This is a genomic window from Leptolyngbya subtilissima AS-A7, from assembly GCF_039962255.1.
In the GTDB taxonomy this organism is placed as follows: domain Bacteria; phylum Cyanobacteriota; class Cyanobacteriia; order Phormidesmidales; family Phormidesmidaceae; genus Nodosilinea.
This window is the reverse complement of sequence record NZ_JAMPKY010000013.1, coordinates 1-19357: the sequence shown is the minus strand read 5'-3', so window position 1 is coordinate 19357 and position 19357 is coordinate 1. Positions and strand designations below refer to the sequence as shown.

At 55.7% G+C, this 19357-nt stretch carries 18 protein-coding genes and 1 pseudogene; 8 read left to right on the top strand and 11 right to left on the bottom strand.

Annotation, left to right across the window (positions count from 1 at the left end):
* Nucleotides 1–89: 89 nt before the first annotated feature.
* Entirely contained in the window at nucleotides 90–1073 is a 984-nt protein-coding gene (locus tag NC979_RS23705; RefSeq protein ID WP_190522336.1) for a glutathione S-transferase family protein, read from the top strand.
* A gap of 24 nt (nucleotides 1074–1097) precedes the next feature.
* Here the strand turns inward: NC979_RS23705 and NC979_RS23700 are convergent, their stop codons facing one another.
* Complete coding sequence (locus tag NC979_RS23700) at nucleotides 1098–1820, bottom strand: winged helix-turn-helix transcriptional regulator (protein ID WP_190522333.1); 723 nt, start codon at nucleotides 1818–1820, stop codon at nucleotides 1098–1100.
* Nucleotides 1821–1940: 120 nt separating this feature from the next.
* On the opposite strand from NC979_RS23700, the gene NC979_RS23695 reads away from it, so the two are divergent.
* Nucleotides 1941–3092: an acyl-CoA dehydrogenase family protein gene (locus NC979_RS23695; protein WP_190522330.1), complete on the top strand. Its 1152-nt coding sequence runs from the start codon at nucleotides 1941–1943 to the stop codon at nucleotides 3090–3092.
* Between the two features lie 98 nt (nucleotides 3093–3190).
* Here the strand turns inward: NC979_RS23695 and NC979_RS23690 are convergent, their stop codons facing one another.
* From NC979_RS23690 to NC979_RS23670, 5 genes are all read right to left on the bottom strand, one after another.
* Entirely contained in the window at nucleotides 3191–3331 is a 141-nt protein-coding gene (locus NC979_RS23690) for a hypothetical protein (protein WP_190522327.1), read from the bottom strand.
* A gap of 5 nt (nucleotides 3332–3336) precedes the next feature.
* The gene (locus NC979_RS23685) at nucleotides 3337–4290 is read right to left on the bottom strand and encodes an isoaspartyl peptidase/L-asparaginase (protein WP_190522324.1); all 954 of its coding nucleotides are present in this window, start codon (nucleotides 4288–4290) and stop codon (nucleotides 3337–3339) included.
* A gap of 175 nt (nucleotides 4291–4465) precedes the next feature.
* Nucleotides 4466–4618 (bottom strand): DUF2256 domain-containing protein, encoded by a 153-nt coding sequence (locus NC979_RS23680; protein ID WP_190522321.1) that lies wholly within the window; start codon nucleotides 4616–4618, stop codon nucleotides 4466–4468.
* 2 nt (nucleotides 4619–4620) lie between these two features.
* Nucleotides 4621–5325 carry a GUN4 domain-containing protein gene (locus NC979_RS23675; protein ID WP_190522318.1) on the bottom strand — a complete coding sequence of 235 codons (705 nt, stop codon included), beginning with the start codon at nucleotides 5323–5325 and terminating at the stop codon, nucleotides 4621–4623.
* Nucleotides 5326–5561: 236 nt separating this feature from the next.
* On the bottom strand, nucleotides 5562–6203 hold the full coding sequence (locus NC979_RS23670) for a response regulator transcription factor (RefSeq protein ID WP_190522316.1): 642 nt from the start codon (nucleotides 6201–6203) through the stop codon (nucleotides 5562–5564).
* 246 nt (nucleotides 6204–6449) lie between these two features.
* Here NC979_RS23670 and NC979_RS23665 point away from each other — a divergent pair, with 246 nt between their 5' ends.
* From NC979_RS23665 to recG, 5 genes are all read left to right on the top strand, one after another.
* A complete protein-coding gene (locus NC979_RS23665; RefSeq protein ID WP_190522313.1) occupies nucleotides 6450–7877 on the top strand; it encodes an NADP-dependent isocitrate dehydrogenase in 1428 nt (475 codons plus the stop codon).
* 183 nt (nucleotides 7878–8060) lie between these two features.
* The gene (rpsB, locus tag NC979_RS23660) at nucleotides 8061–8840 is read left to right on the top strand and encodes a 30S ribosomal protein S2 (RefSeq protein WP_190522311.1); all 780 of its coding nucleotides are present in this window, start codon (nucleotides 8061–8063) and stop codon (nucleotides 8838–8840) included.
* A 191-nt stretch (nucleotides 8841–9031) separates the two neighbouring features.
* Nucleotides 9032–9781: a translation elongation factor Ts gene (gene tsf / locus NC979_RS23655; protein ID WP_190522308.1), complete on the top strand. Its 750-nt coding sequence runs from the start codon at nucleotides 9032–9034 to the stop codon at nucleotides 9779–9781.
* Nucleotides 9782–9935: 154 nt separating this feature from the next.
* Nucleotides 9936–11177 (top strand): hypothetical protein, encoded by a 1242-nt coding sequence (locus tag NC979_RS23650; RefSeq protein WP_190522304.1) that lies wholly within the window; start codon nucleotides 9936–9938, stop codon nucleotides 11175–11177.
* Between the two features lie 18 nt (nucleotides 11178–11195).
* Complete coding sequence (gene recG, locus NC979_RS23645; protein WP_190522301.1) at nucleotides 11196–13730, top strand: ATP-dependent DNA helicase RecG; 2535 nt, start codon at nucleotides 11196–11198, stop codon at nucleotides 13728–13730.
* A 67-nt stretch (nucleotides 13731–13797) separates the two neighbouring features.
* Here recG and NC979_RS23640 read toward each other — a convergent pair whose 3' ends face one another.
* A complete protein-coding gene (locus NC979_RS23640; protein ID WP_242024158.1) occupies nucleotides 13798–14997 on the bottom strand; it encodes a DUF790 family protein in 1200 nt (399 codons plus the stop codon).
* A gap of 129 nt (nucleotides 14998–15126) precedes the next feature.
* Between NC979_RS23640 and NC979_RS23635 the strand changes: the two genes are divergently transcribed.
* Nucleotides 15127–16026: an alpha/beta fold hydrolase gene (locus tag NC979_RS23635; protein ID WP_190522295.1), complete on the top strand. Its 900-nt coding sequence runs from the start codon at nucleotides 15127–15129 to the stop codon at nucleotides 16024–16026.
* A gap of 49 nt (nucleotides 16027–16075) precedes the next feature.
* Here the strand turns inward: NC979_RS23635 and NC979_RS23630 are convergent, their stop codons facing one another.
* The 4 genes and pseudogenes from NC979_RS23630 to NC979_RS23615 form a co-directional block, all read right to left on the bottom strand.
* Nucleotides 16076–16657, bottom strand: a complete 582-nt coding sequence (locus tag NC979_RS23630) for a DUF2996 domain-containing protein (protein ID WP_190522292.1) — start codon at nucleotides 16655–16657, stop codon at nucleotides 16076–16078.
* 174 nt (nucleotides 16658–16831) lie between these two features.
* The gene (gene gmd / locus NC979_RS23625; RefSeq protein WP_190522289.1) at nucleotides 16832–17905 is read right to left on the bottom strand and encodes a GDP-mannose 4,6-dehydratase; all 1074 of its coding nucleotides are present in this window, start codon (nucleotides 17903–17905) and stop codon (nucleotides 16832–16834) included.
* Between the two features lie 106 nt (nucleotides 17906–18011).
* Nucleotides 18012–19073, bottom strand: coding sequence for a CAF17-like 4Fe-4S cluster assembly/insertion protein YgfZ (gene ygfZ / locus NC979_RS23620; protein WP_190522286.1), 1062 nt, complete (start codon nucleotides 19071–19073; stop codon nucleotides 18012–18014).
* 143 nt (nucleotides 19074–19216) lie between these two features.
* Nucleotides 19217–19357, bottom strand: a pseudogene (locus NC979_RS23615) (photosystem II q(b) protein); the annotation flags it as partial.

The following is a 19357-nucleotide window of genomic DNA, read 5'->3' as shown; positions in this document are numbered from 1 at the left end:
TGAGCCATGGGATTTGTAGGGTGCATCCGCGCAGCGATGCACCACCAAACATTCTTTATAGTAGAAACATCTCCTCACGCAAGGTTCCTATGGCTGGTCTCCCGCCAGGTTTGCTGATTCGCACGGCTAAGCAGGTTTGGACGACACTGTGGCAAACCATGATGGGTCAGATGGCTCCCAGCAGCAAAGGCGGTGACTACCAGCGGCCTGAGAGCGCGTTTCGCCAATGGGTTACCTCCGATGGAGGCTATCTACCTGAGGCGAATCGCTATCAGCTAATCGTTGGTATGGGCTGTCCGTGGGCACATCGGACTTTGGTGACGCGAGCCTTAAAGGGATTGGAAGAAGCCGTTTCAGTTCTGCCCGTTATCCCTTCTCCTGACGAGGGCTGCTGGGTGTTTGAAACGCCCTTTCGCGGCTGTCGCACGCTGCCAGAATTCTACCGTCAAGTCAAGCCAGGCTATCAGGGGCGGGCGACGGTACCGGTGCTGTGGGATCGGCAGAAGGCCAGCATTGTCAATAATGAAAGTGCCGACATCATCGTTATTTTGAATGAGGCGTTCAATGAATGGGCCACTCGACCAGAGGTTGACCTTTACCCAAATACCCTAAAAGCCGAGGTTGACCAGTGGAACGATCGCACCTACCAAGCCGTTAACAATGGCGTCTACCGCTGTGGCTTTGCCCAAACCCAGGCCGCCTACGATCGCGCCGTTACCGAGCTATTTGATGCACTGGATGCGATCGATCAGGCTTTGGGTGATCGCCCCTACCTCTGCGGCGATAGGGTGACCCTGGCCGATGTGCGGCTGTTTACCACGCTGTTTCGCTTCGATGTGGTCTACCACAGCTTGTTTAAGTGCAACCGCCGCCGCATTCAAGACTATGCCCACCTGGGTCCTTACCTACGGCGTCTGTATCAACTACCCGGCGTAGCGGAGACCTGCGATATTGAAGCGGTCAAGCGCGACTACTACGGCAACCTGTTTCCGCTCAATCCAGGCGGCATTATTCCCTCTGGACCAGATTTAGAATATCTGAAGGCTCCGGTGACAACGTTAGTCAATCGGTAGCGATCGCAGAAGCATGCCCCCAATCTATGCCATCTTGCCCAGCACAACAGGTGCTATCCCTGACAGGTGACGGCGTTCGCGCTGCAGGTAGAGCCAAGTCGGCAATTGTTTTACATAATCACTCGGCCCATCAAAGGCAATGCTCCCCGTCTTGAGTGCTTGCTCCAGGCTTTCGTAGCCCATAACGACATGGGTAAAGACACTGAGATCGGCAAAGATAACGACATCTACCCCAAAGCCTGGGTTTTGGAAACAAACATCAACCCGTTCTGACTCAACTACCATCCAATAGCTGCGTTCCTTCTGTTTTCCCTTGGTCAGACCGCGCAGGTCAAATTGCAGCACTACTTTGGCCGGTGGAAACGCCCCAAGATTAATGCCCCGCCGCATGGCCCACATCAGCAGTCGGTCGTCCAGCTGATCAGGGGAGAGGCGATCGCGGGTCCAATGTGAGGCCCAAACCCCCATTTGGTCAATTAGAGGACGCAGCGCTTCCCCCGCCGGGGTGAGCAAATAAACCGATCCTGGCCCGGTCGTTTTTTCCTGGCGAGTAATAATGCCGGCCAGTTCTAACTCTTTGAGGCGCTTAATTAGCAGCGCCCTCGACATCAGCGGCACTCCATAGCTGATCTCGTTGAAGTGGTGACTGCCAGACATCAGCTCCCTCAAAATCAGGGGTGTCCAGCGCTCACAAATAATTTCCGCCGCCCTAGAAATAGGGCAGTACTGTCCATATCCCTTTCCCATGGCAACCATCCTCATCGGTTATTTCAATCTGTAACGGAAGTACAGATTGTGATCTTGTACCCCAGGGGCTTCAACAACAGAATAGACCCATCCAACGATTTCAGTTTTCAAGGAGCCCCCATGCTTGAACTTCTTAATCAACCCACCCATCAACAGCAAAATCGCGACTGGCTAGCCCTTGCCCAATCTCTAGGTCAACAGTTTTCCCCCAGCGAACAGGCCGCCGATGCCAACGATACCTTTGTCGCCGAAAATTTTGAAATACTACGACAGTCGGGGCTATCGGCCATGGGTGTTCCCCAAGAATTTGGTGGGGGAGGTGCTAGCTATACAGAGGTTTGTGAAACTTTAAAAACCTTAGCTCGCCACTGTAGTTCGACCGCCCTGGCCTTTTCGATGCACACCCACCAGGTCATGGTACCGGCTTGGAAATGGCAGCACCAAAACGCTCCGGTAGATGGGTTACTCAAACGCATTGCCCAAGAGAAAATTATTCTGCTTAGCAGTGGCGGCGGCGATTGGCTACCCGGCTCTGGCACCGCGACTCGCACCGAAGGTGGTTTCCTAATTACGGCGCGCAAAGCCTTTGCTAGCGGTGCCCCAGCCGGCGATTTGCTCATGACTAGCGCCGTCTATGACGACCCTGCCGAAGGAAAAACGGTACTGCACTTTGCCCTGCCTATGCAGACCCCTGGTGTTTCAATTGTGCCTACCTGGCAAGCCATGGGCATGCGCGGCACCGGCTCCCACGACATTGTGCTGGCTAATGTTTTTGTATCCGATCAGGCGATCGCCCTGCGTCGTCCGGCCGACAAATGGCACCCGGCATTCCATTTGATCACCATGGTTGCCTTCCCCATTATTTATTCGGTCTATGTTGGAGTGGCCGAAGCGGCTAGAGATTTAGTCGTTCAGCAAGTTAGCAAAAACCGCGACGACGAGCATATTTACTATCAAGTTGGCGGCTTAGACAATGAGCTAGCTGCGGCTAAAATTGCTCTGCAACATATGATTTCAACCAGCATCTCTAGCCAGCCTGGTTTTGATACCACCAACCAAATTATGACGGGTCGAGCCTTGGTAGCGCGATCGGTGCTTGGAGTTGTCGATATGGCCATGGAGATCGCTGGAGGTCGTTCTTTTAACCGCCCCTTTGGCTTAGAAAAACTCTTCCGCGATGCCCAAGGTGTACGGTTTCACCCCTTGCGAGATGAGGCCCAGCGTAAGCTTTCTGGACAATTAGCTCTCGGGTACGACCGATCGCTGCTCTAGTAAAAATTCCAAAAGCAAAGGCAGAGGGTAGCCCTCACCTGCTTTGTAGGAAGGGGCGCCCTCACTCCTCTTCCTACGGATGATCCACTACTCTTTGCTTACTGAGAAATAAATCCTGTGGCCAGCAGGGGCAGCAAAATCAGCCCGGTCAAAATCACCATCAGGGTGGGCACATCGATTTTAAGCACGTTCTTCTCGGTTGCCGAGGGATTGCGCTTGGAAGCATTGGGGTCGGTCATAGCGGTTACACCACTCCGGTCAAGGTACCTGAGTCTAGCTCTAGGGTATCGCCCACGCCATCGCCCGTATGGTAGGCCGATATCAGCACCTCGCTGGTTTTACCCCAGGCGATTTGGCCCCACTGGCTCAAAGCGATCGCCCCAAAATCCCGCCCGTGGTGCGTCGCTTCCGCAAAGGATTTTTCAAACGCCGTCGCTATGTCCATACCATCGGTCACCCGCACGACAATGCGGGCCGCCAGGCATTCGTCGAGAATATCTTCGCCAATGCCCGTACAACTCACCGCCGCCAACGCGTTGGCGTAGGTTCCAGCTGGGGTAGCCGAGTCGCTCACCCGCCCCAGCCGCTCTAGCCCCTTACCGCCGGTAGAAGTGCCCACGGCTAGGTGCCCCGACCCATCCAGCACAATCACCCCAATCGTACCCCGCCGACTTTCAGAGTCAGCAGGCACATCTACGGTCTCTGCCACCACCCCAGCCATAGCGCTTTGAAAGTTGCTGGCCCGCTCCCTCATCCATTCTTTCAAGCGGAGGTCAGTCACCGGGTCAAAGGGCACCAGGCCCATCTCGCGGGCCAGCTCAGCCGCGCCATAGTCCGAAACGATGCGATCGGCGGCGGGTTGCAGGTAAGCCGCCAGGTCGATCGGATGCCGCACCCGCGACACGTTGATAACACCGCTAAATCGCTGAGCCTCACCGTCCATCAGGCCCGCACTCATGCGCACCTGGCCGTCAGATTGCAGCACTGAGCCATAGCCCGCGTTAAAGTGGGGCGAATCTTCCATCAGCTGGCAGCCCAGCACGACACAATCGCGGGCGCGGGCCCCCGACTCAGCTTTGCTATACACCTCGTTGACAATACTGTGTAAATCTTCCCGCAGGGTCAGCAGCCTTTCCTTGTGGCCCACTGAGCTACCCGCTCCTCCGTGAATGATTACCTTGGGTAATGCCTGGGTCATGGCAGCCGTCCTTAAAAATGCTTTCCTATCTTAAGGGGTTGATTATTAGATAACTGTAGCGAGGGCGATCGCACCGCCAGCCAATTCACTCAGCTTGTTGGGTTGAGATTTTTATCCAGAATCTCACCGAGGCAACAGGCAGCGTACTAGGCTGGCGAAATGTCCTTGTTTTGGGTCAGAGGCTCTGCTGGCGATGACGACGGCAGCGATCGCTGCAATATTTCACCTCATCCCAGCAGTCGGCCCACTTTTTGCGCCAGGTAAACGGGCGCTGGCATACCGGGCAAACCTTGGTAGGTAGATCGGATTTGGCACGCTGCTTCGGCACCGTTACCCCTCCTCACTCCAAGCCGGGTGCGCTAGTAGAGCCGCCATCATGCGAACACCGCGCAGCTGGTTCGACAGGGGCAAATGGCCATCCGGAGCGCTCAAATCCCAAATAAAGCCGCCGGGGTAGCGCGTCCAGATATTGTCGTCCTTCCAGGCAATGCGGGGCCAAAACTTATCCCAATTTTGGCCGAGGCTGAGCCAGAGACGGCGCTGCACCGAGAAGCCAAACTTACCCTCAGAGTAAATCAGCCACAGCCGGTCAATGGTACGCAAATCCTCCACCGGAAACTGCTCCACCTCGGTGAAATAGACCCACTTGCGCTTCACCGCCGTTGGCCCTGCCAGCTCGCACAGCTTCGCCAGTGTCATCCGGTCCGCCTCTTCAAAGTCCTGCTGAATCAACAGCGCTTGCAGCGGCCCGTAGTCAACTCCCTGCTCCGACGGCGTCGGCATTCGCCCCTGTGGCCAATGCTGCGCCAGAGAATGACGCAGATTCTCCTGCTCCGTAGCGTAGAGCACTTGAAAGATCTTGCCGTCTAAAATCGTTGGCGGCTCGTCTTTGCGCCCCACCAAAGTTGCAGTCAACGCCTCAACTCCCTCCTGCCCCAGGGCCAGCAGCTCATGCACCGCCGAGAGCTGCTTCTTCAGCGAATCACCCTGCAGCTGAGCGCGCAAATTCACTAATGTGTCGCTGTCCGAAACCATAGATACCGCACAAGAGAGCCCATTCCAATCATAGGGCGTGTTGGGTAGCCAGGTGAAGTGGGGGAGTGGATGGGTGGATGGGTAGGAGGGTGGATGGGTAGAGGGTGAGGAGCAAATGTTTTTTGCCTGGTGGCTTCCCAAAGGGTTGGAAACGCTGGGTGTAGTTCAGGATTTGCAGTCGGGTCTCATCCACTCATGTACCCATCACTCATCCACCCTCCTACCCATCCACTCCCTCACCCCTTTTCCAACTCCTCCGGCATCCGATACCCGTGCTCAAAGGCAAAGCGCACGATCTGCGCGCGGTTCTCAAGATTGAGCTTGGCCAGCATATTGCTGAGATGGGTTTGCACCGTGCGGGGGCTGAGAAAGAGGTGCTCGCCGATCTGTTTGTTGGTAAAGCCTTGAACCACCTCCCAAAACACCCGCTCTTCGGCCGGGGTGAGGGGTAGGGGGCTGGGCTGGAGGGCAGACTGTTCAAGCATGCGCTTTAGAGTGCTGTGGAGACGCTGCGATCGCGCGATCGCTCCCTTCACTTTGGCAATCAGCTCCTGCGCCGAGAAGGGCTTAACTAAATAGTCATCAGCCCCGAGCATGTGACCCTGCACCCGGTTAGTCAACTCTCCCAGGCCAGAGAGAAAGATAAACGGCACCATTTCTCCGGCGGGGCTAGAGCGCAGGTGATGGCAAAACTCGAACCCGTTCATGCCCGGCATCACCACGTCCGACACCACCACGTCCGCAGGTTGGTTGCACAACAAATCTAGTGCCTCTTGGCCTGAGGTCGCGCTCATCACCTCAAACCCCTGAGCCTGTAAGTGCCGGGTCAATGCCGTTTGCAATATAGGATCGTCGTCAACAATTAAAACCGTATTCATACATTTAAAGTCTCAACGGCAAAGCAGACTAGGGCTGAGGGCAAAGGCTAGCAATCTATAGCGTCACCGCCACCACTGACCACAACGGCTGCAGCAAACAATCGCTATCTCGATGTCTAGAGAGACTTAGGGGCTGGCGGCTCTCCAGACGTTCACACCCAGATTTAAATCGTGGCTAAACGAGCAAAAATGTGGGTTAAAGCGCATTAGACTATGGGATGTTTTGTCGTTTGCGGGCAATTTGCGATGTACGAACGGATCACTCCCCCGACAGTAGGCGATCGCATCACCTTTAAAGATGGCGAACCCGTCGTGCCAGATACGCCTATCATTCCCTACATCCGTGGTGATGGAACGGGAGTAGACATTTGGCCCGCTGCCCAGCGGGTGTTTGACGCGGCGGTGGCCGCAGCCTACGGCGGCAAGCGCGAGATTGTCTGGTTTCGGGTCTACGCTGGCGACGAAGCCTGTGAGCAGTACGGCACCTACCAATACCTGCCCGACGACACCCTCAAAGCCATTGAAGAGTTCGGCGTAGCAATCAAGGGTCCTCTCACCACCCCAGTCGGCGGCGGCATTCGCTCGCTCAACGTGGCCCTGCGGCAGATTAATGACCTCTACGCCTGCGTGCGCCCCTGCAAGTACTACGCTGGCACTCCTTCTCCCCACCGCAGCCCCGAAAAGCTCGACGTCATTATCTATAGAGAGAACACCGAAGATATTTACCTGGGCATCGAGTGGAAGCAGGGCGACCCCATCGGCGACCAGCTGATCAAATACCTCAATACTGAATTGATCCCGGCTACCCCAGAGCACGGCAAAAAGCAGATTCCCCTCGACTCGGGCATTGGCATCAAGCCGATCAGCAAAACCGGCAGCCAGCGCTTGGTGCGCCGCGCTATGAAGCACGCCCTGCGTCTGCCCAAAGACAAGCAGCAGGTCACCCTGGTGCACAAGGGCAACATTATGAAATATACCGAAGGGGCCTTCCGTGACTGGGGCTATGAGTTGGCTACCTCAGAATTTCGCGCTGACTGCGTCACTGAACGCGAGTCCTGGATTCTGGGCAATAAAGAAGCCAATCCTGACCTCTCTACCGAAGAGAACGCTCGCCAGATTGAGCCAGGATACGACGCCCTGACCCCCGAAAAAAAGGCCGCTATCCATGCTGAAGTCGAGGGCATTCTCGCCGCCATTTGGGAGACCCACGGCAACGGCCAGTGGAAAGACAAAATCATGGTGAACGATCGCATCGCCGACAGCATCTTTCAGCAGATTCAAACCCGGCCCGATGAGTACTCGATTCTCGCCACCATGAACCTGAATGGCGACTATCTCTCGGATGCGGCAGCGGCGATCGTCGGTGGGTTGGGTATGGGGCCAGGGGCCAACATCGGCGACACCTGCGCCATCTTTGAAGCCACCCACGGCACCGCCCCCAAGCACGCTGGGCTGGACCGGATCAACCCCGGCTCCGTCATTCTCTCTGGGGTGATGATGCTGGAGTACATGGGCTGGCAAGAGGCGGCCGATTTAATCAAGAAAGGGATTGGGGGGGCGATCGCCTCCCGCGAAGTTACCTACGACCTGGCCCGCCTAATGGAGCCCCCGGTCAATCCACCGCTGAAGTGCTCGGAGTTTGCCGAGGCGATCGTCAAACACTTTGACGACTAGCTGAGAGGTTTAGGGGGTGTAGGGTCTAAGGCACGGCTACTCCCCTACACCCCCTAAACCTTGTACTCACTCTTTTGTGATAACCTAGAAAAGTTGTCAAAAAACCACACATTCGAATTTTCGGGTCTTTCCTATGGAAAGCACGTTCGAATGGAGGATTAACCCGAAAGGAGTCAAAATCAAATGCCCGTTATTACTCTCCCTGAGCTACTAGAATCTGGGGTTCACTTCGGCCACCAAACTCGCCGCTGGAATCCCAAGATGGATCAGTACATCTTCACCTCCCGCAACGGCGTTCACATCATTGACCTGGTGCAGACCGCCCAGCTGATGGAAGAAGCCTACAGATTTGTCCGCACTGCGGCTGAGCAGGGGCAAAAGTTCCTGTTCATTGGCACCAAGCGCCAGGCGGCTGGCATTGTGGCCCAAGAATCTGCCCGCTGCGGCTCTCACTACGTCAACCAGCGCTGGCTGGGCGGCATGCTGACCAACTGGGAAACCATCAAGTCTCGCGCTAACCGCCTCAAAGAGCTTGAGCGTATGGAAGAACTGGGTGCCATTGACCTGCGCCCCAAAAAAGAAGCCGCCGTACTGCGCCGCGAGCTAGAGAAGCTGCAAAAGTACCTGGGTGGCATCAAAACTATGCGCAAGGTACCCGATGTCGCCATCATCGTTGACATCAAGCGCGAATACAACGCGGTGTCGGAATGCCACAAGTTGGGCATTCCCATCATTTCGCTGCTAGATACTAACTGCGATCCCGATCTAGTAGATGTGCCCATTCCCGGCAACGATGACGCTATTCGCTCCATCAAGCTGATTTTGGGCAAGCTGGCCGACGCCATCTACGAAGGCTCCAATGGTGCCAAGGCTCGCGGCAACGATGACGACTACGAAGACTATGACGGTGGTGAAGACGACGAGTACGGCTACGACGCCCCCGCCGCCGATAGCGACGACTAGACCTTAATTCGCTTTGTTCTCCTACTGGAGAGGAATTTAGGAGTCTAGGTGTGTTGGGCAAAGGCAGAATATTCTGCCTTTGCCCAATAGTTGCCTTAGTGAAGGTGGCCCTAGGGGTTTAAGCTGAACTAGGGCCTTTTCCCTGAGTTTGTATTGAGTTTGACGATAGCGCGTTAGGACGGTAAATCACCATGGCAGAAATTTCTGCAAAGCTCGTTAAAGACCTGCGCGACAAGACCGGCGCGGGCATGATGGATTGCAAAAAAGCCCTGAAAGAAAACGATGGCGACATCGAAAAGTCGATCGAGTGGCTGCGCCAGAAGGGTATTGCTTCGGCCACTAAGAAAGAAGGCCGGGTAGCCGCTGAGGGTTTAGTAGAGAGCTACATCCACACTGGCGGCCGGGTAGGTGTGCTGGTAGAAGTCAACTGCGAAACTGACTTTGTGGCCCGCCGCGATGAGTTCAAGACTCTGGTGCGCGACATTGCTATGCAGATTGCGGCCTGCCCCAACGTGGAGTACGTGCGCGTCAGTGATATTCCTGCCGAGGTTGCCGCCAAAGAAAAGTCTATTGAGATGGGCCGCGACGACATCGCCAACAAGCCCGCCGCCATGCAGGAAAAGATCGTTGAAGGCCGCATTCAAAAGCGTCTCAAGGAGCTTTCCCTGGTCGATCAGCCCTTTATCAAAGATCAGAACATCTCTGTAGAAGAGCTGATTAAGCAGGTAGTTTCTAAACTGGGTGAAAATATCCAGGTGCGGCGCTTTTCTCGGTTTGTGCTGGGTGAGGGCATTGAGAAAGAAGAGACCAACTTTGCCGAGGAAGTCGCGGCTCAGGCTGGTCTCAACAAGAAAGAAGAACCCGTAGCCGAAGCCGAACCGGCAGCCGAGCCTAAGGCCGAAGCCGCGCCTAAGAAAGAAAAGGGCAAGAAGAAGAAGTGAGGCTAGGATGAGCCAACTTCAGGCTAGGGGCTAACGGTTAAGTTAGCAATGGTCACAGGCCGTCCCTTAGCCATCGCCAATAGCGGGGGCGCCAGTATTGCGTCCCCGCTTTCAATATTTCCCTATAATCCAGATATGGCGTGGGCAAGGCGGTATGGTAAGGCCAGTTGAAAGCATTCGCAAAGATCTCAATGGGTTAGAGGGTGCCACCGCCACCCTGGCCGAAGAGTTTAGCCAAATTTATGCCACCTATCTGACGGTGCTGGGGCAGACGGTGCGGCGACAGGTCGTGATGGCCACTTACCACCTTTGTACCCAGGTCTACCCCGAAGAGTTTTTGGCCCTATCCGTGAGCGATCGCGGCCGTCTGCAGCAAGGCATGCAAACCCTGGGTAGCAAGGCCCAAGGCTGGCTACAGCAGCTTATGGAGCCCGACCCATCTCCGGCTGAGCCCAATCTTGATCGCGACGACCTCAATCGCCTAGAAACTGCTCTGGTGGCCTTAACTCAGCCCTCGGCAGGGGCGGTTTTGACGCCTGCTGACGAGGTTTTGGAACAGGTTGATCAAACAGAGGCTGATGAGACCGACTCTGGGGCGATCGCGGAGCCTGCAGAAGCAGCCATAGAGGGGACAATTGCTGAAGACTCTGGTGCCAGAGATGCTGACGCCGAACACTTCGGTGCTGAGCACTCCGATGAAAATTCGGCTCCAGAGTCTGTTGAAGCCTCGTCGCCGTCCTCAGCAAACGAGTCTTCCTCCGATAGTGAGGCCTCGGCGCTCGACCCCAAGCAGCTCATCCAGTCTGTCCTGATGGCGGCTATTTCCAGCGATATAGAAGACGTGTTTCGCGATCGCCCTTTTACCGGCGACCCAATGACCCCTACCTTAGTCGCCAAACACCATCTAATTCTGGAGCAGAGAATCCGCGACGTACTCCAGCGCGTCTCTAAAAAAGCTAATCGGCTGTTGCGTAAGTCCCAGGTGATTCCTGACTTACCCGAGTCGGTATTAGAGGTTGCCTCCGACGCGGACATGGCAGTTCCTAAGGGGCGCGCTGTCCCCAACGTGCTCAACGTGCTGGTGGCCATGGCTGGGGATGTAGCCGCTGAGTTTGACCGCCAACAGACCGAACGCGATGAGGAAGAAGCCGACGGATCAGACGACGAGGAAGAAGCCCTAGAAAGCACCATGACCCATTTAGCCGCTGTTCAGCTGCGTCTGGCCGACCTAGAGTTAGGGGATGTGCAGACTGCTCTATGGCGCAGCAAACTGCGCACCGCCGTGGGTCGGCTGCGCAAGCTGGGCAAACAGTACCAGCGAGCCGAGCGTGAGCTGGCGATCGCCCAAGCCGAGCAAGCTTGGCGAGCGGTTTGGTACGACGACTCATCCCGGTAGGGCTCTGGGGAAGCATCCATGACAGAAGCACAGACCTCCCTACCCGACTGGGTGCGGCTTCAGCGAGCCCTCTCGGTCGAGGCCGAGACCGGCTTCAACAATCTGGTGGGCAAACAGCAGAGCTTCAACGAATTTCTGCGCGACAGTCTGCAACAGCCTCCGGCCGTTCTCCCCGGCGATCAGCAGCAGTCGTGGCAGAGCCTGGCCCAAAAGTACAACGGCTACACCGACCTCAGCTTTGCCCAGCGCCAGCACTTGGTAGCTGAAACCCGCCGCTTTCTCTACAGCACCCAGCGCCTGCTGGAAAAATTTGCCGAGACCAAATCCCTTCGCACCCGTGAAGGCAGCGCAACAGACGCTCAGAAATCAACTGCGGCCAAAACATCCAAAACAGCCAAGGCCCCAAAAACCACCCAGCTAGCTGAGGCATCTGGCACCGGCAGCTTTCGCTTTGGCCTTGACCAGCCCGTCACTTACCTGAAAGGCATCGGCCCTAAAAACAGCGAGCGCTTGGCCAAGCTAGGCATCTTCACCGTGCAGGATGTGCTCTACTACTATCCTCGCGACCACATCAACTACGCCCAGCAGGTCAAAATTCGTGATTTAGAACCCGGCGAAACCGTCACCATCGTCGGCACCGTCAAGCGGGTCAACTGCTTCACCAGCCCCCGCAACAAAAAGCTCACCATCTTTGAGCTTCAGCTCTCCGACGGCAGCGGCACCCTCAAGCTCAACCGCTTCTACCCCGGCGGTCGCTACGCCACCCCAAGCTGGCAGCAGCAGCAAAAGCGCCAGTATCCCCAGGGGGCGATCGTTGCCGCCTCCGGTTTGGTCAAAGACAGCAAGTTTGGGGTGACGCTGGAAGATCCGCATCTAGAAGTGTTGGACAGTTTGAGCGATCGCATCGAATCGCTCACCATTGGCCGCATGGTGCCGGTCTATTCCCTTACCGAGGGCGTCCCAGCAGATTTGGTGCGCAAAGCTGTAGCGGCTGCCCTACCAGCGGTGCCCGAACTTCAGGATCCCCTGCCGGTGGACCTGCGGCAGCGCTATGAGTTGGTGAAGGTGGAGGATGCGATCGCCCAAATCCACTTCCCCGACGACGAAGAAAACCTAGCCAAAGCCCGTCGTCGCTTAGTATTCGACGAATTTCTCTACCTCCAGCTGGGCCTCCTGCGCCGTCGTCAACAGCAGCAGGCTCAGCAAACTGCCATCACCCTCGCCCCCACCGGGAAGCTGATCGACCAGTTCTACGGCGTAATTCCCTTTGGCCTTACCGGTGCCCAGCAGCGGGTGGTCAACGACATCCTCTCTGACCTGCAAAAGCCCGTACCCATGAACCGCTTGGTGCAGGGGGATGTTGGCTCCGGTAAAACCGTCGTTGCCGTAGTTGCTACTCTCGCTGCAATTCAATCGGGCTATCAGGCCGCCATCATGGCTCCCACCGAAGTGTTAGCCGAGCAGCACTACCGCAAGCTGGTGGAATGGTTCAACCAGCTGCACCTCACTGTGGAACTGCTCACTGGCTCCACCCGCGCTGCCAAACGTCGCAAAATGCTGGGCGAACTGGCCACTGGCGAACTGCCCATTCTTGTCGGCACCCATGCCCTGATCGAAGACCCGGTGCAGTTCCGCGATCTGGGCCTGGTGGTAATTGACGAGCAGCACCGCTTTGGCGTGCAGCAGCGGGCCAGGCTCACCCAAAAAGGCGCAAATCCCCACGTGCTCACCCTCACCGCTACTCCCATTCCCCGCACCCTGACGCTAACCATGCACGGCGACCTGGATGTGAGCCAAATTGACGAACTGCCGCCGGGGCGCAAAGCAATTCAAACCACGCTGCTGACAAACAAAGAACGCACCCACGCCTACGACCTCATCCGGCGCGAAATTGCCCAGGGTCGCCAGGTCTACGTGGTGCTTCCTCTGGTCGAAGAATCCGAAAAGCTCGATCTCAAATCCGCCGTGGAGGAGCACCAGCGGCTAGCGGAGGTCATTTTTCCAGAATTCACCGTCGGTCTGCTTCACGGACGCATGTCTTCCGCCGAGAAAGACGTCGCTATTACCGCCTTCCGCAACCAGGAATCCCACATTTTGGTATCGACCACCGTGGTGGAAGTGGGCGTCGATGTGCCCAACGCTTCGGTAATGCTGATCGAGCACGCCGAGCGGTTTGGCCTCTCTCAGCTCCACCAGCTGCGGGGCCGAGTCGGGCGCGGTGCCGCCCAATCATTTTGCCTATTGCTCAGCGGCAGCCGCAGCGAAACCGCCATTCAGCGCCTCAAAGTGCTAGAGCAATCCCAGGACGGTTTTTTTATTGCTGAAATGGACCTGCGCTTTCGCGGCCCTGGAGAAGTGCTAGGCACCCGCCAGTCGGGCCTGCCCGATTTCGCCCTAGCCAGTTTGATCGAAGACCAGGACGTACTAACGCTAGCCCGCGAGGCAGCAGAAGCCATGCTGAAAGAAGACCCAGACCTAGCCCGCTGGCCCAAACTAGCGAAGGAACTCCAGCGGCGTTACGAAAAACTGATGGGCGGCACAATCATGACCTAGCCTACGAGTCCAGCCTTCAGGTTTTCCTATCGATAGCTATAAGAAAACCTGGATACTCACCAAGGCCTCAGTCTCCCAGCACCTCCAGCACCACCTTGGGCTGAAGTTTCGTCTTAAACCACACCACCTGGGCTGGAACGTTGGCAATATCTACCCCGGCATTCTCCAGGTTGAGCCGTTCTGAAACCGCCAAAATTAGGTTACTGCGCCCCGACTTGCGCACCTGAGCAAATTTCTTACGCAGGTATTCAGGCCGCCAGTAGCCAACAATCTCTAGCAAAAACTCGCGCCCGTCGGGGTGAACCAGTCGGAAGTCGGGGATCATCACGCTGCCGGGCAGGGGTACCAGATCCACCTCCCGCTCCAGCCGCCAGGGGGTTTTGGCCGGCCAGCGGCTGACGAACGACTCCTCAATCATGCTGTCGTAGGTTTTGCCAGGGGGATAGTGGGTAACCAAACCACAGTCGCTATCGAGGGTAAACTGGCGGGGTTTTACCTGTTGAGTAAAGTTGTCCTTCATTTGCAAGGTTGCCGTCAGCCGCCACTTACTGACGTGGAGAATAGCGGGAATCAGCTTGGCAATATCGATTCCATAGCGCGTGCTGGGTTTAAACAAGCTGGCGGGGCCGTCGATGGTGATCGTAAACCCCTGATCGGCGTCGCCCTCGATGTAGGTCATCAGCCGAAACAGCTTTAGGTAACGAAACATGAGCTTGTACTCGCCGGGGTCATTGCGGTACAGGTGCATCACCAGATCGCTGGCCTTATAAAACACCCCCTGGGTCTGCGACAGGTTATAGCGATGGAGCAGGGCATCGGGAGTGGGGGAGTCAAACTCAATCAGAATGTGGTTGTCTTGGCGATCGGCGTAGAGCCCCTGGCGCAGGTCAGGCACTGATACTTCCCGATCTAGTTCTTCAGAAAGCTGCTGACCAAGGGCTGTCAAATGAGCTTCGGCCGCTTTGGGAGATGGAATTGATTGGGCGGACAGGGCAAACACTCGCCGCCGCAGCTCAATTGGCTCTAGCGGGCTTACCACATCAAACGTGGCAAAGCTATTGCGCAGAATGTGGGCTAGCCCCCGCTTGATGCGGTAGTTAGTGTCTTCGCCCTCTAAATCTTGCAGCTGGCGGTTGAGGTCGCCTTGGGTGAGGCCCACCTGCTGCTGAAAGAGCTGAATGAGATCGGCTGCGATCGCCCGATTCACCCCATCCAGCGCCAACCGTTTGGGCTGTAGCCCCTCCCCCTGAAATCGATAAATTAACAACTCGCTCGGTAACGTTGACCTCACCTCCAGGCAGAATTCAAATGGGCAGCAGAGGCCTTTAGATTGGCCTTAAGATTGAATCACTGCCCAGGGATAGCCCCACATCCACGAATCTTAGCGAATATCACCATGCTTAACTTCCAGCCGCTGGGCTTTATTCAGCAGGCCCTCGCTACCGACCTGGGGGTCATGGCCTACTACACGCCCGGCGGCTGGCCTTGGCAAGTGGATAGCCCCGCGACCCGTCCGCCCCTCGTTTTTCTACACAGCCTTGGGGGCGGCTCCTCAGCCTTCGAATGGTCTAAGGTATACGCCGCCTTTGGTGCCACCCATCGGGTGATTGCCCCTGATTTAATTGGCTGGGGGCAATCAACCCATCCGCCCCGCGATTACTCGACCGAAGACTACTTTTACATGATCACCCACCTACTGGAGTTAGTGGCTGAGCCCCCCGCCTTAGTAGTGGCCACCTCCCTTACCGCTGGGGTAGTGATCCGCTTAGCGGGACTGCGCCCTGATTTGTTCAAAGGCCTATTTCTAGTTTCACCCTCGGGCAACAGTGACTTTGGCCGCGACTACAGAGCCAGCCTGCCTGCCCTTATCGCTAGTACACCGGGCATAGACAAACTGCTGTATCAGGTAGGGGCCGCCAACGAACTGGCGGTGCGATCGTTCCTCTCCACCTTTCTCTTTGCCGACTCTCGTCGCATTACCCCAGAAACGGTACAGGGCTATCTCGCCTGCACTCAGCAACCCAATGCTGAATATTCTGCCCTAGCCTCCCTCAATGGAGCGGTCAGCTTTGACCTGTCGCGCTATATTCACCAGCTGCAAACCCCTACCACCATCTTGCTAGGAGCTGAGTCGCGGTTTAGCGCTCCAGCAATGGTCAAACGGTTGGCCAGCCTCAACCCCAAAGCCATTCAAACGGTGATAGAAATACCCCACTCTGGGGTATTACCCCACGTGGAGCATCCTGCTGTGGTGATTGGTCTGTTGCGGCAGTTTCTTGCTACCCACAGTAGCTAGCCCTGGCCGAGTATTCTGCCTGCCCACTAGCGCTTGCCCACTGGAGAGCTCAATTTCTTGCCAACCATTTTTGGCCGTTGAGCCGACGTAGGGTAAACAGCACCAGCAAGTCTAGGGTAATTTTGCGCTCGTCACCCATGAACTGCTCAATGGTGCTGGGCTGAGAGCCTCTATCGGCAAAGTAGAACAGCTTGGGGCTAGAGATATTCTCTTTTGTAAAGGCAATATTGAACTGGCGATTCCCCGAAGGGGAGGCTTCGCCATCGCCCTTTTGCCACTGCCCCTTTACGTGCCAATACTGCTCATCATCACTGATACCAAACACCTCTAGGGGCCGCTGATCGAGGGTGAGCTGAATATCGTCAATGCCCTTATCCTTCAACGCTGACTCTAGTGTCGGAATAAAGTGATGCTCAATAAACTCAGTGAACGGCTTGTCTTCTAGCGCCGGGGGCTTTTCCTTTTTAGGAGCGGCTTTGGGTGGGGTTTTGGGTTCAGCACCAGCCTCTGCCTTGGGGGCAGCTTTAGCCTTGGCCTGAGGCGCAGCATCTGCCGCTTGAGCCTCTAACTGAGGAGCAGGGGTATCCTCAGCGGGGGCAGAGTCTACTGGAGGGGTCTTTTCGTCAGCCATACAAAGGGAAACCTACAACAGCAATCTGGGCAAGCTCAGTGGATTGAGTCGCTCTCCCAGTTGTTCTTTCCCATACTAGAGGAAAGGCCCCTAAAACGCATGCTTTGCTGGCAAAAAAACGGTATCCATCCCCAAGACAGACACCGTTTTTTGGTCATCGACCGACTCTAGCAGTTAACCCTGGGGTGCCAAGTGCAGCATCTCTTTGCGAATAGTCGCTACATCGGAGGAAGCACCATTGCCATGGCGGATGCCGATGGCCTCGAGGTCGCTCTCCACCATCAAGTGCACCAGTTCCTCAAAGGTGACGCTAGGCTCCCAGCCTAAAGCCTGGCGGGCTTTGGTTGAGTCACCAATCAGCAGTTCCACTTCGGCAGGCCGCAGGTAGCGAGGGTCAAACTCCACGTAGTCATGCCAGTCAAGGTTAACGTGGTTAAAGGCAATGTCTAAAAATTCGCTGATAGCGTGGGTTTCGTTAGTGGCTACTACGTAGTCATCGGGTTGGTCTTGCTGCAGCATCAACCACATGGCCTTGACATAGTCTTTGGCATAGCCCCAGTCGCGCTTAGCGTCGAGATTGCCTAGATACAGCTTTTTCTGCTGACCGGCCACAATGCGGGCTACCGCTCGGGTAATTTTGCGGGTCACAAAGGTCTCGCCCCGACGAGGCGACTCGTGGTTAAACAAAATGCCGTTGCAGGCAAACAGATCGTACGACTCGCGGTAGTTAATCGTTTGCCAGTGGGCAAAAACCTTGGCGCAGGCGTAGGGGCTACGGGGATAGAATGGCGTGGTTTCTGTTTGGGGAATTTCTTGCACTTTGCCAAACATTTCCGAGGAGCCAGCTTGGTAAAAGCGCACTTCTAGCCCTGTGCGCTGCTGGTAGTCACGAATGGCTTCGAGAATCCGCAGCGTACCCATGCCAACACAGTCCACGGTGTATTCGGGCGAATCAAAGCTCACCCGCACGTGAGACTGAGCACCCAAGTTATAAACCTCCTGGGGCTGCACCTGTTCAAGAATCCGCCGTAACATGGTGCCATCGGTCAAATCGCCGTAGTGCAAAAACAGACGCGCTTCGGCACTGTGAGGATCAACATAAACATGATCGATGCGGTCAGTATTGAATGTAGAGGTGCGGCGAATAATACCGTGAACCTCGTAGCCTTTATCTAGAAGTAATTCTGCTAAATAAGATCCATCCTGACCGGTAATACCAGTAATCAGGGCGCGTCTAGGTTGGCTCATAGGGTAAAAATCTGTACGGCATTGCTTGGCTGACCAAGCTTAATACAATCGGTGCGTTACTTAAATACAATTAAGTGAGTCCACCTAAGAATACCCAAATTACCGCTTAAGCGGGTAGATCATCTACCGTCAAGTACCCTCGAGCTAGATAGGGCAAATCAACCACCACACCATTAGCCGCACCGATACTGACAGCCAAGCCTGCTCCACCAGCTTTGGTGCGAATATAGCCTAAACCCCTTAAACCACCGGAAGTTTCAACTACGCTAGTGAGTAAACCAACTTTTTCATCCCCAGCAAAAATAGCCTCCCCTGGATCAACCTTACCGCTAAGCTGAAGGCCCCAGAGCTGCTGCTTGACCCCCCGGTAGGTGTTTAATCGAGCAATAGTCTCTTGACCGATATAGCATCCCTTATCAAAGGCAATTGCGTCCCACAGCCCCGCTTCGAGAGGGTTGTAATCATCGGTGAGTTCGCGCTCTGGAGCAGGACGCCCCTGCTGCACCCTCAGCTGCTGCCAGAGCAGTTCTCCTGCTGGGATGATTCCAGCATCGGTAAGCTGTTGCCATACGGATGCTGCGCTTTCTACCGGCACCAAAAGGGTGTACCCAGGCAGAGCCAAATCACTACCTACAGCCAAGCGTAGAGCAACACCACCGAGATCAACGCTTCGATGGTGGGCTGTAGGCAAATTAGGCTCTAACTCAATGCCCAAATTCTTGAGTACAGCAGCGCTGCTAGAGCCAACGAGGGAAAAAACAGCTATATCTGCGGTCAGGTTAGCCAGCGATACCTGATCGGCCGGAAAAATGTAGCGATCCATCCAGTCCATTAGGCGCTGATCCTGACCAGGGGAAGTGAGAATTAGCAGCGCCTCATCGGTCACATAGACAGTGGTCAGGTCAATGGTTCTAGCGGTGGAGGTAACAAATACGGTATCGCAGCCTTCGCCGGGCTGGCGCTGGGTAAACGTGTTGGTAGTCTGATTGTGGATAAATCGCAGGCGATCGCCCCCAGACATCTGAAGCACTCCCCAATGGCTGCGATCAAACAGCACGGCTCCAGCTTTAACCGTTTCTAAGTCAGCAGCATTGTTAAACGTAGTGGGAATCCCCTCTGACGACAAAATCGCGTCCTGGCTTTGCTGTAAATCCCGAAGTGCTTGCATTGTGGAAGCCATGTCTCGTTTAGGTTTTGCCTACTGATGGGCCTTGCTTATTTTAGAGTGTAGCGATCGCCAACACCAACGCAAAAGCGCCCCCTTTCGGGAGCGCTGTTGTTCTAATCAATCAGTGGGGTAGTCGTCGAGGACTAGCCGATGATTTCAGGCGCCTCAGCGGTAGCGAGGTCGAGGGGGAAGTTGTGAGCATTGCGCTCGTGCATCACTTCCATACCCAGGTTCGCCCGGTTGATGACATCGGCCCAGGTGCCAATCACGCGACCCTGAGAATC

Coding starts and splice junctions, on each gene's coding strand:
- NC979_RS23705 (WP_190522336.1), top strand. CDS start 90: ATGGCTGGTCTCCCGCCAGGTTTGCTGATTCGCACGGCTAAGCAGGTT.
- NC979_RS23700 (WP_190522333.1), bottom strand. CDS start 1,820: ATGGGAAAGGGATATGGACAGTACTGCCCTATTTCTAGGGCGGCGGAA.
- NC979_RS23695 (WP_190522330.1), top strand. CDS start 1,941: ATGCTTGAACTTCTTAATCAACCCACCCATCAACAGCAAAATCGCGAC.
- NC979_RS23690 (WP_190522327.1), bottom strand. CDS start 3,331: ATGACCGACCCCAATGCTTCCAAGCGCAATCCCTCGGCAACCGAGAAG.
- NC979_RS23685 (WP_190522324.1), bottom strand. CDS start 4,290: ATGACCCAGGCATTACCCAAGGTAATCATTCACGGAGGAGCGGGTAGC.
- NC979_RS23675 (WP_190522318.1), bottom strand. CDS start 5,325: ATGGTTTCGGACAGCGACACATTAGTGAATTTGCGCGCTCAGCTGCAG.
- NC979_RS23670 (WP_190522316.1), bottom strand. CDS start 6,203: ATGAATACGGTTTTAATTGTTGACGACGATCCTATATTGCAAACGGCA.
- NC979_RS23665 (WP_190522313.1), top strand. CDS start 6,450: ATGTACGAACGGATCACTCCCCCGACAGTAGGCGATCGCATCACCTTT.
- rpsB (WP_190522311.1), top strand. CDS start 8,061: ATGCCCGTTATTACTCTCCCTGAGCTACTAGAATCTGGGGTTCACTTC.
- tsf (WP_190522308.1), top strand. CDS start 9,032: ATGGCAGAAATTTCTGCAAAGCTCGTTAAAGACCTGCGCGACAAGACC.
- NC979_RS23650 (WP_190522304.1), top strand. CDS start 9,936: ATGGTAAGGCCAGTTGAAAGCATTCGCAAAGATCTCAATGGGTTAGAG.
- recG (WP_190522301.1), top strand. CDS start 11,196: ATGACAGAAGCACAGACCTCCCTACCCGACTGGGTGCGGCTTCAGCGA.
- NC979_RS23635 (WP_190522295.1), top strand. CDS start 15,127: ATGCTTAACTTCCAGCCGCTGGGCTTTATTCAGCAGGCCCTCGCTACC.
- NC979_RS23630 (WP_190522292.1), bottom strand. CDS start 16,657: ATGGCTGACGAAAAGACCCCTCCAGTAGACTCTGCCCCCGCTGAGGAT.
- gmd (WP_190522289.1), bottom strand. CDS start 17,905: ATGAGCCAACCTAGACGCGCCCTGATTACTGGTATTACCGGTCAGGAT.
- ygfZ (WP_190522286.1), bottom strand. CDS start 19,073: ATGCAAGCACTTCGGGATTTACAGCAAAGCCAGGACGCGATTTTGTCG.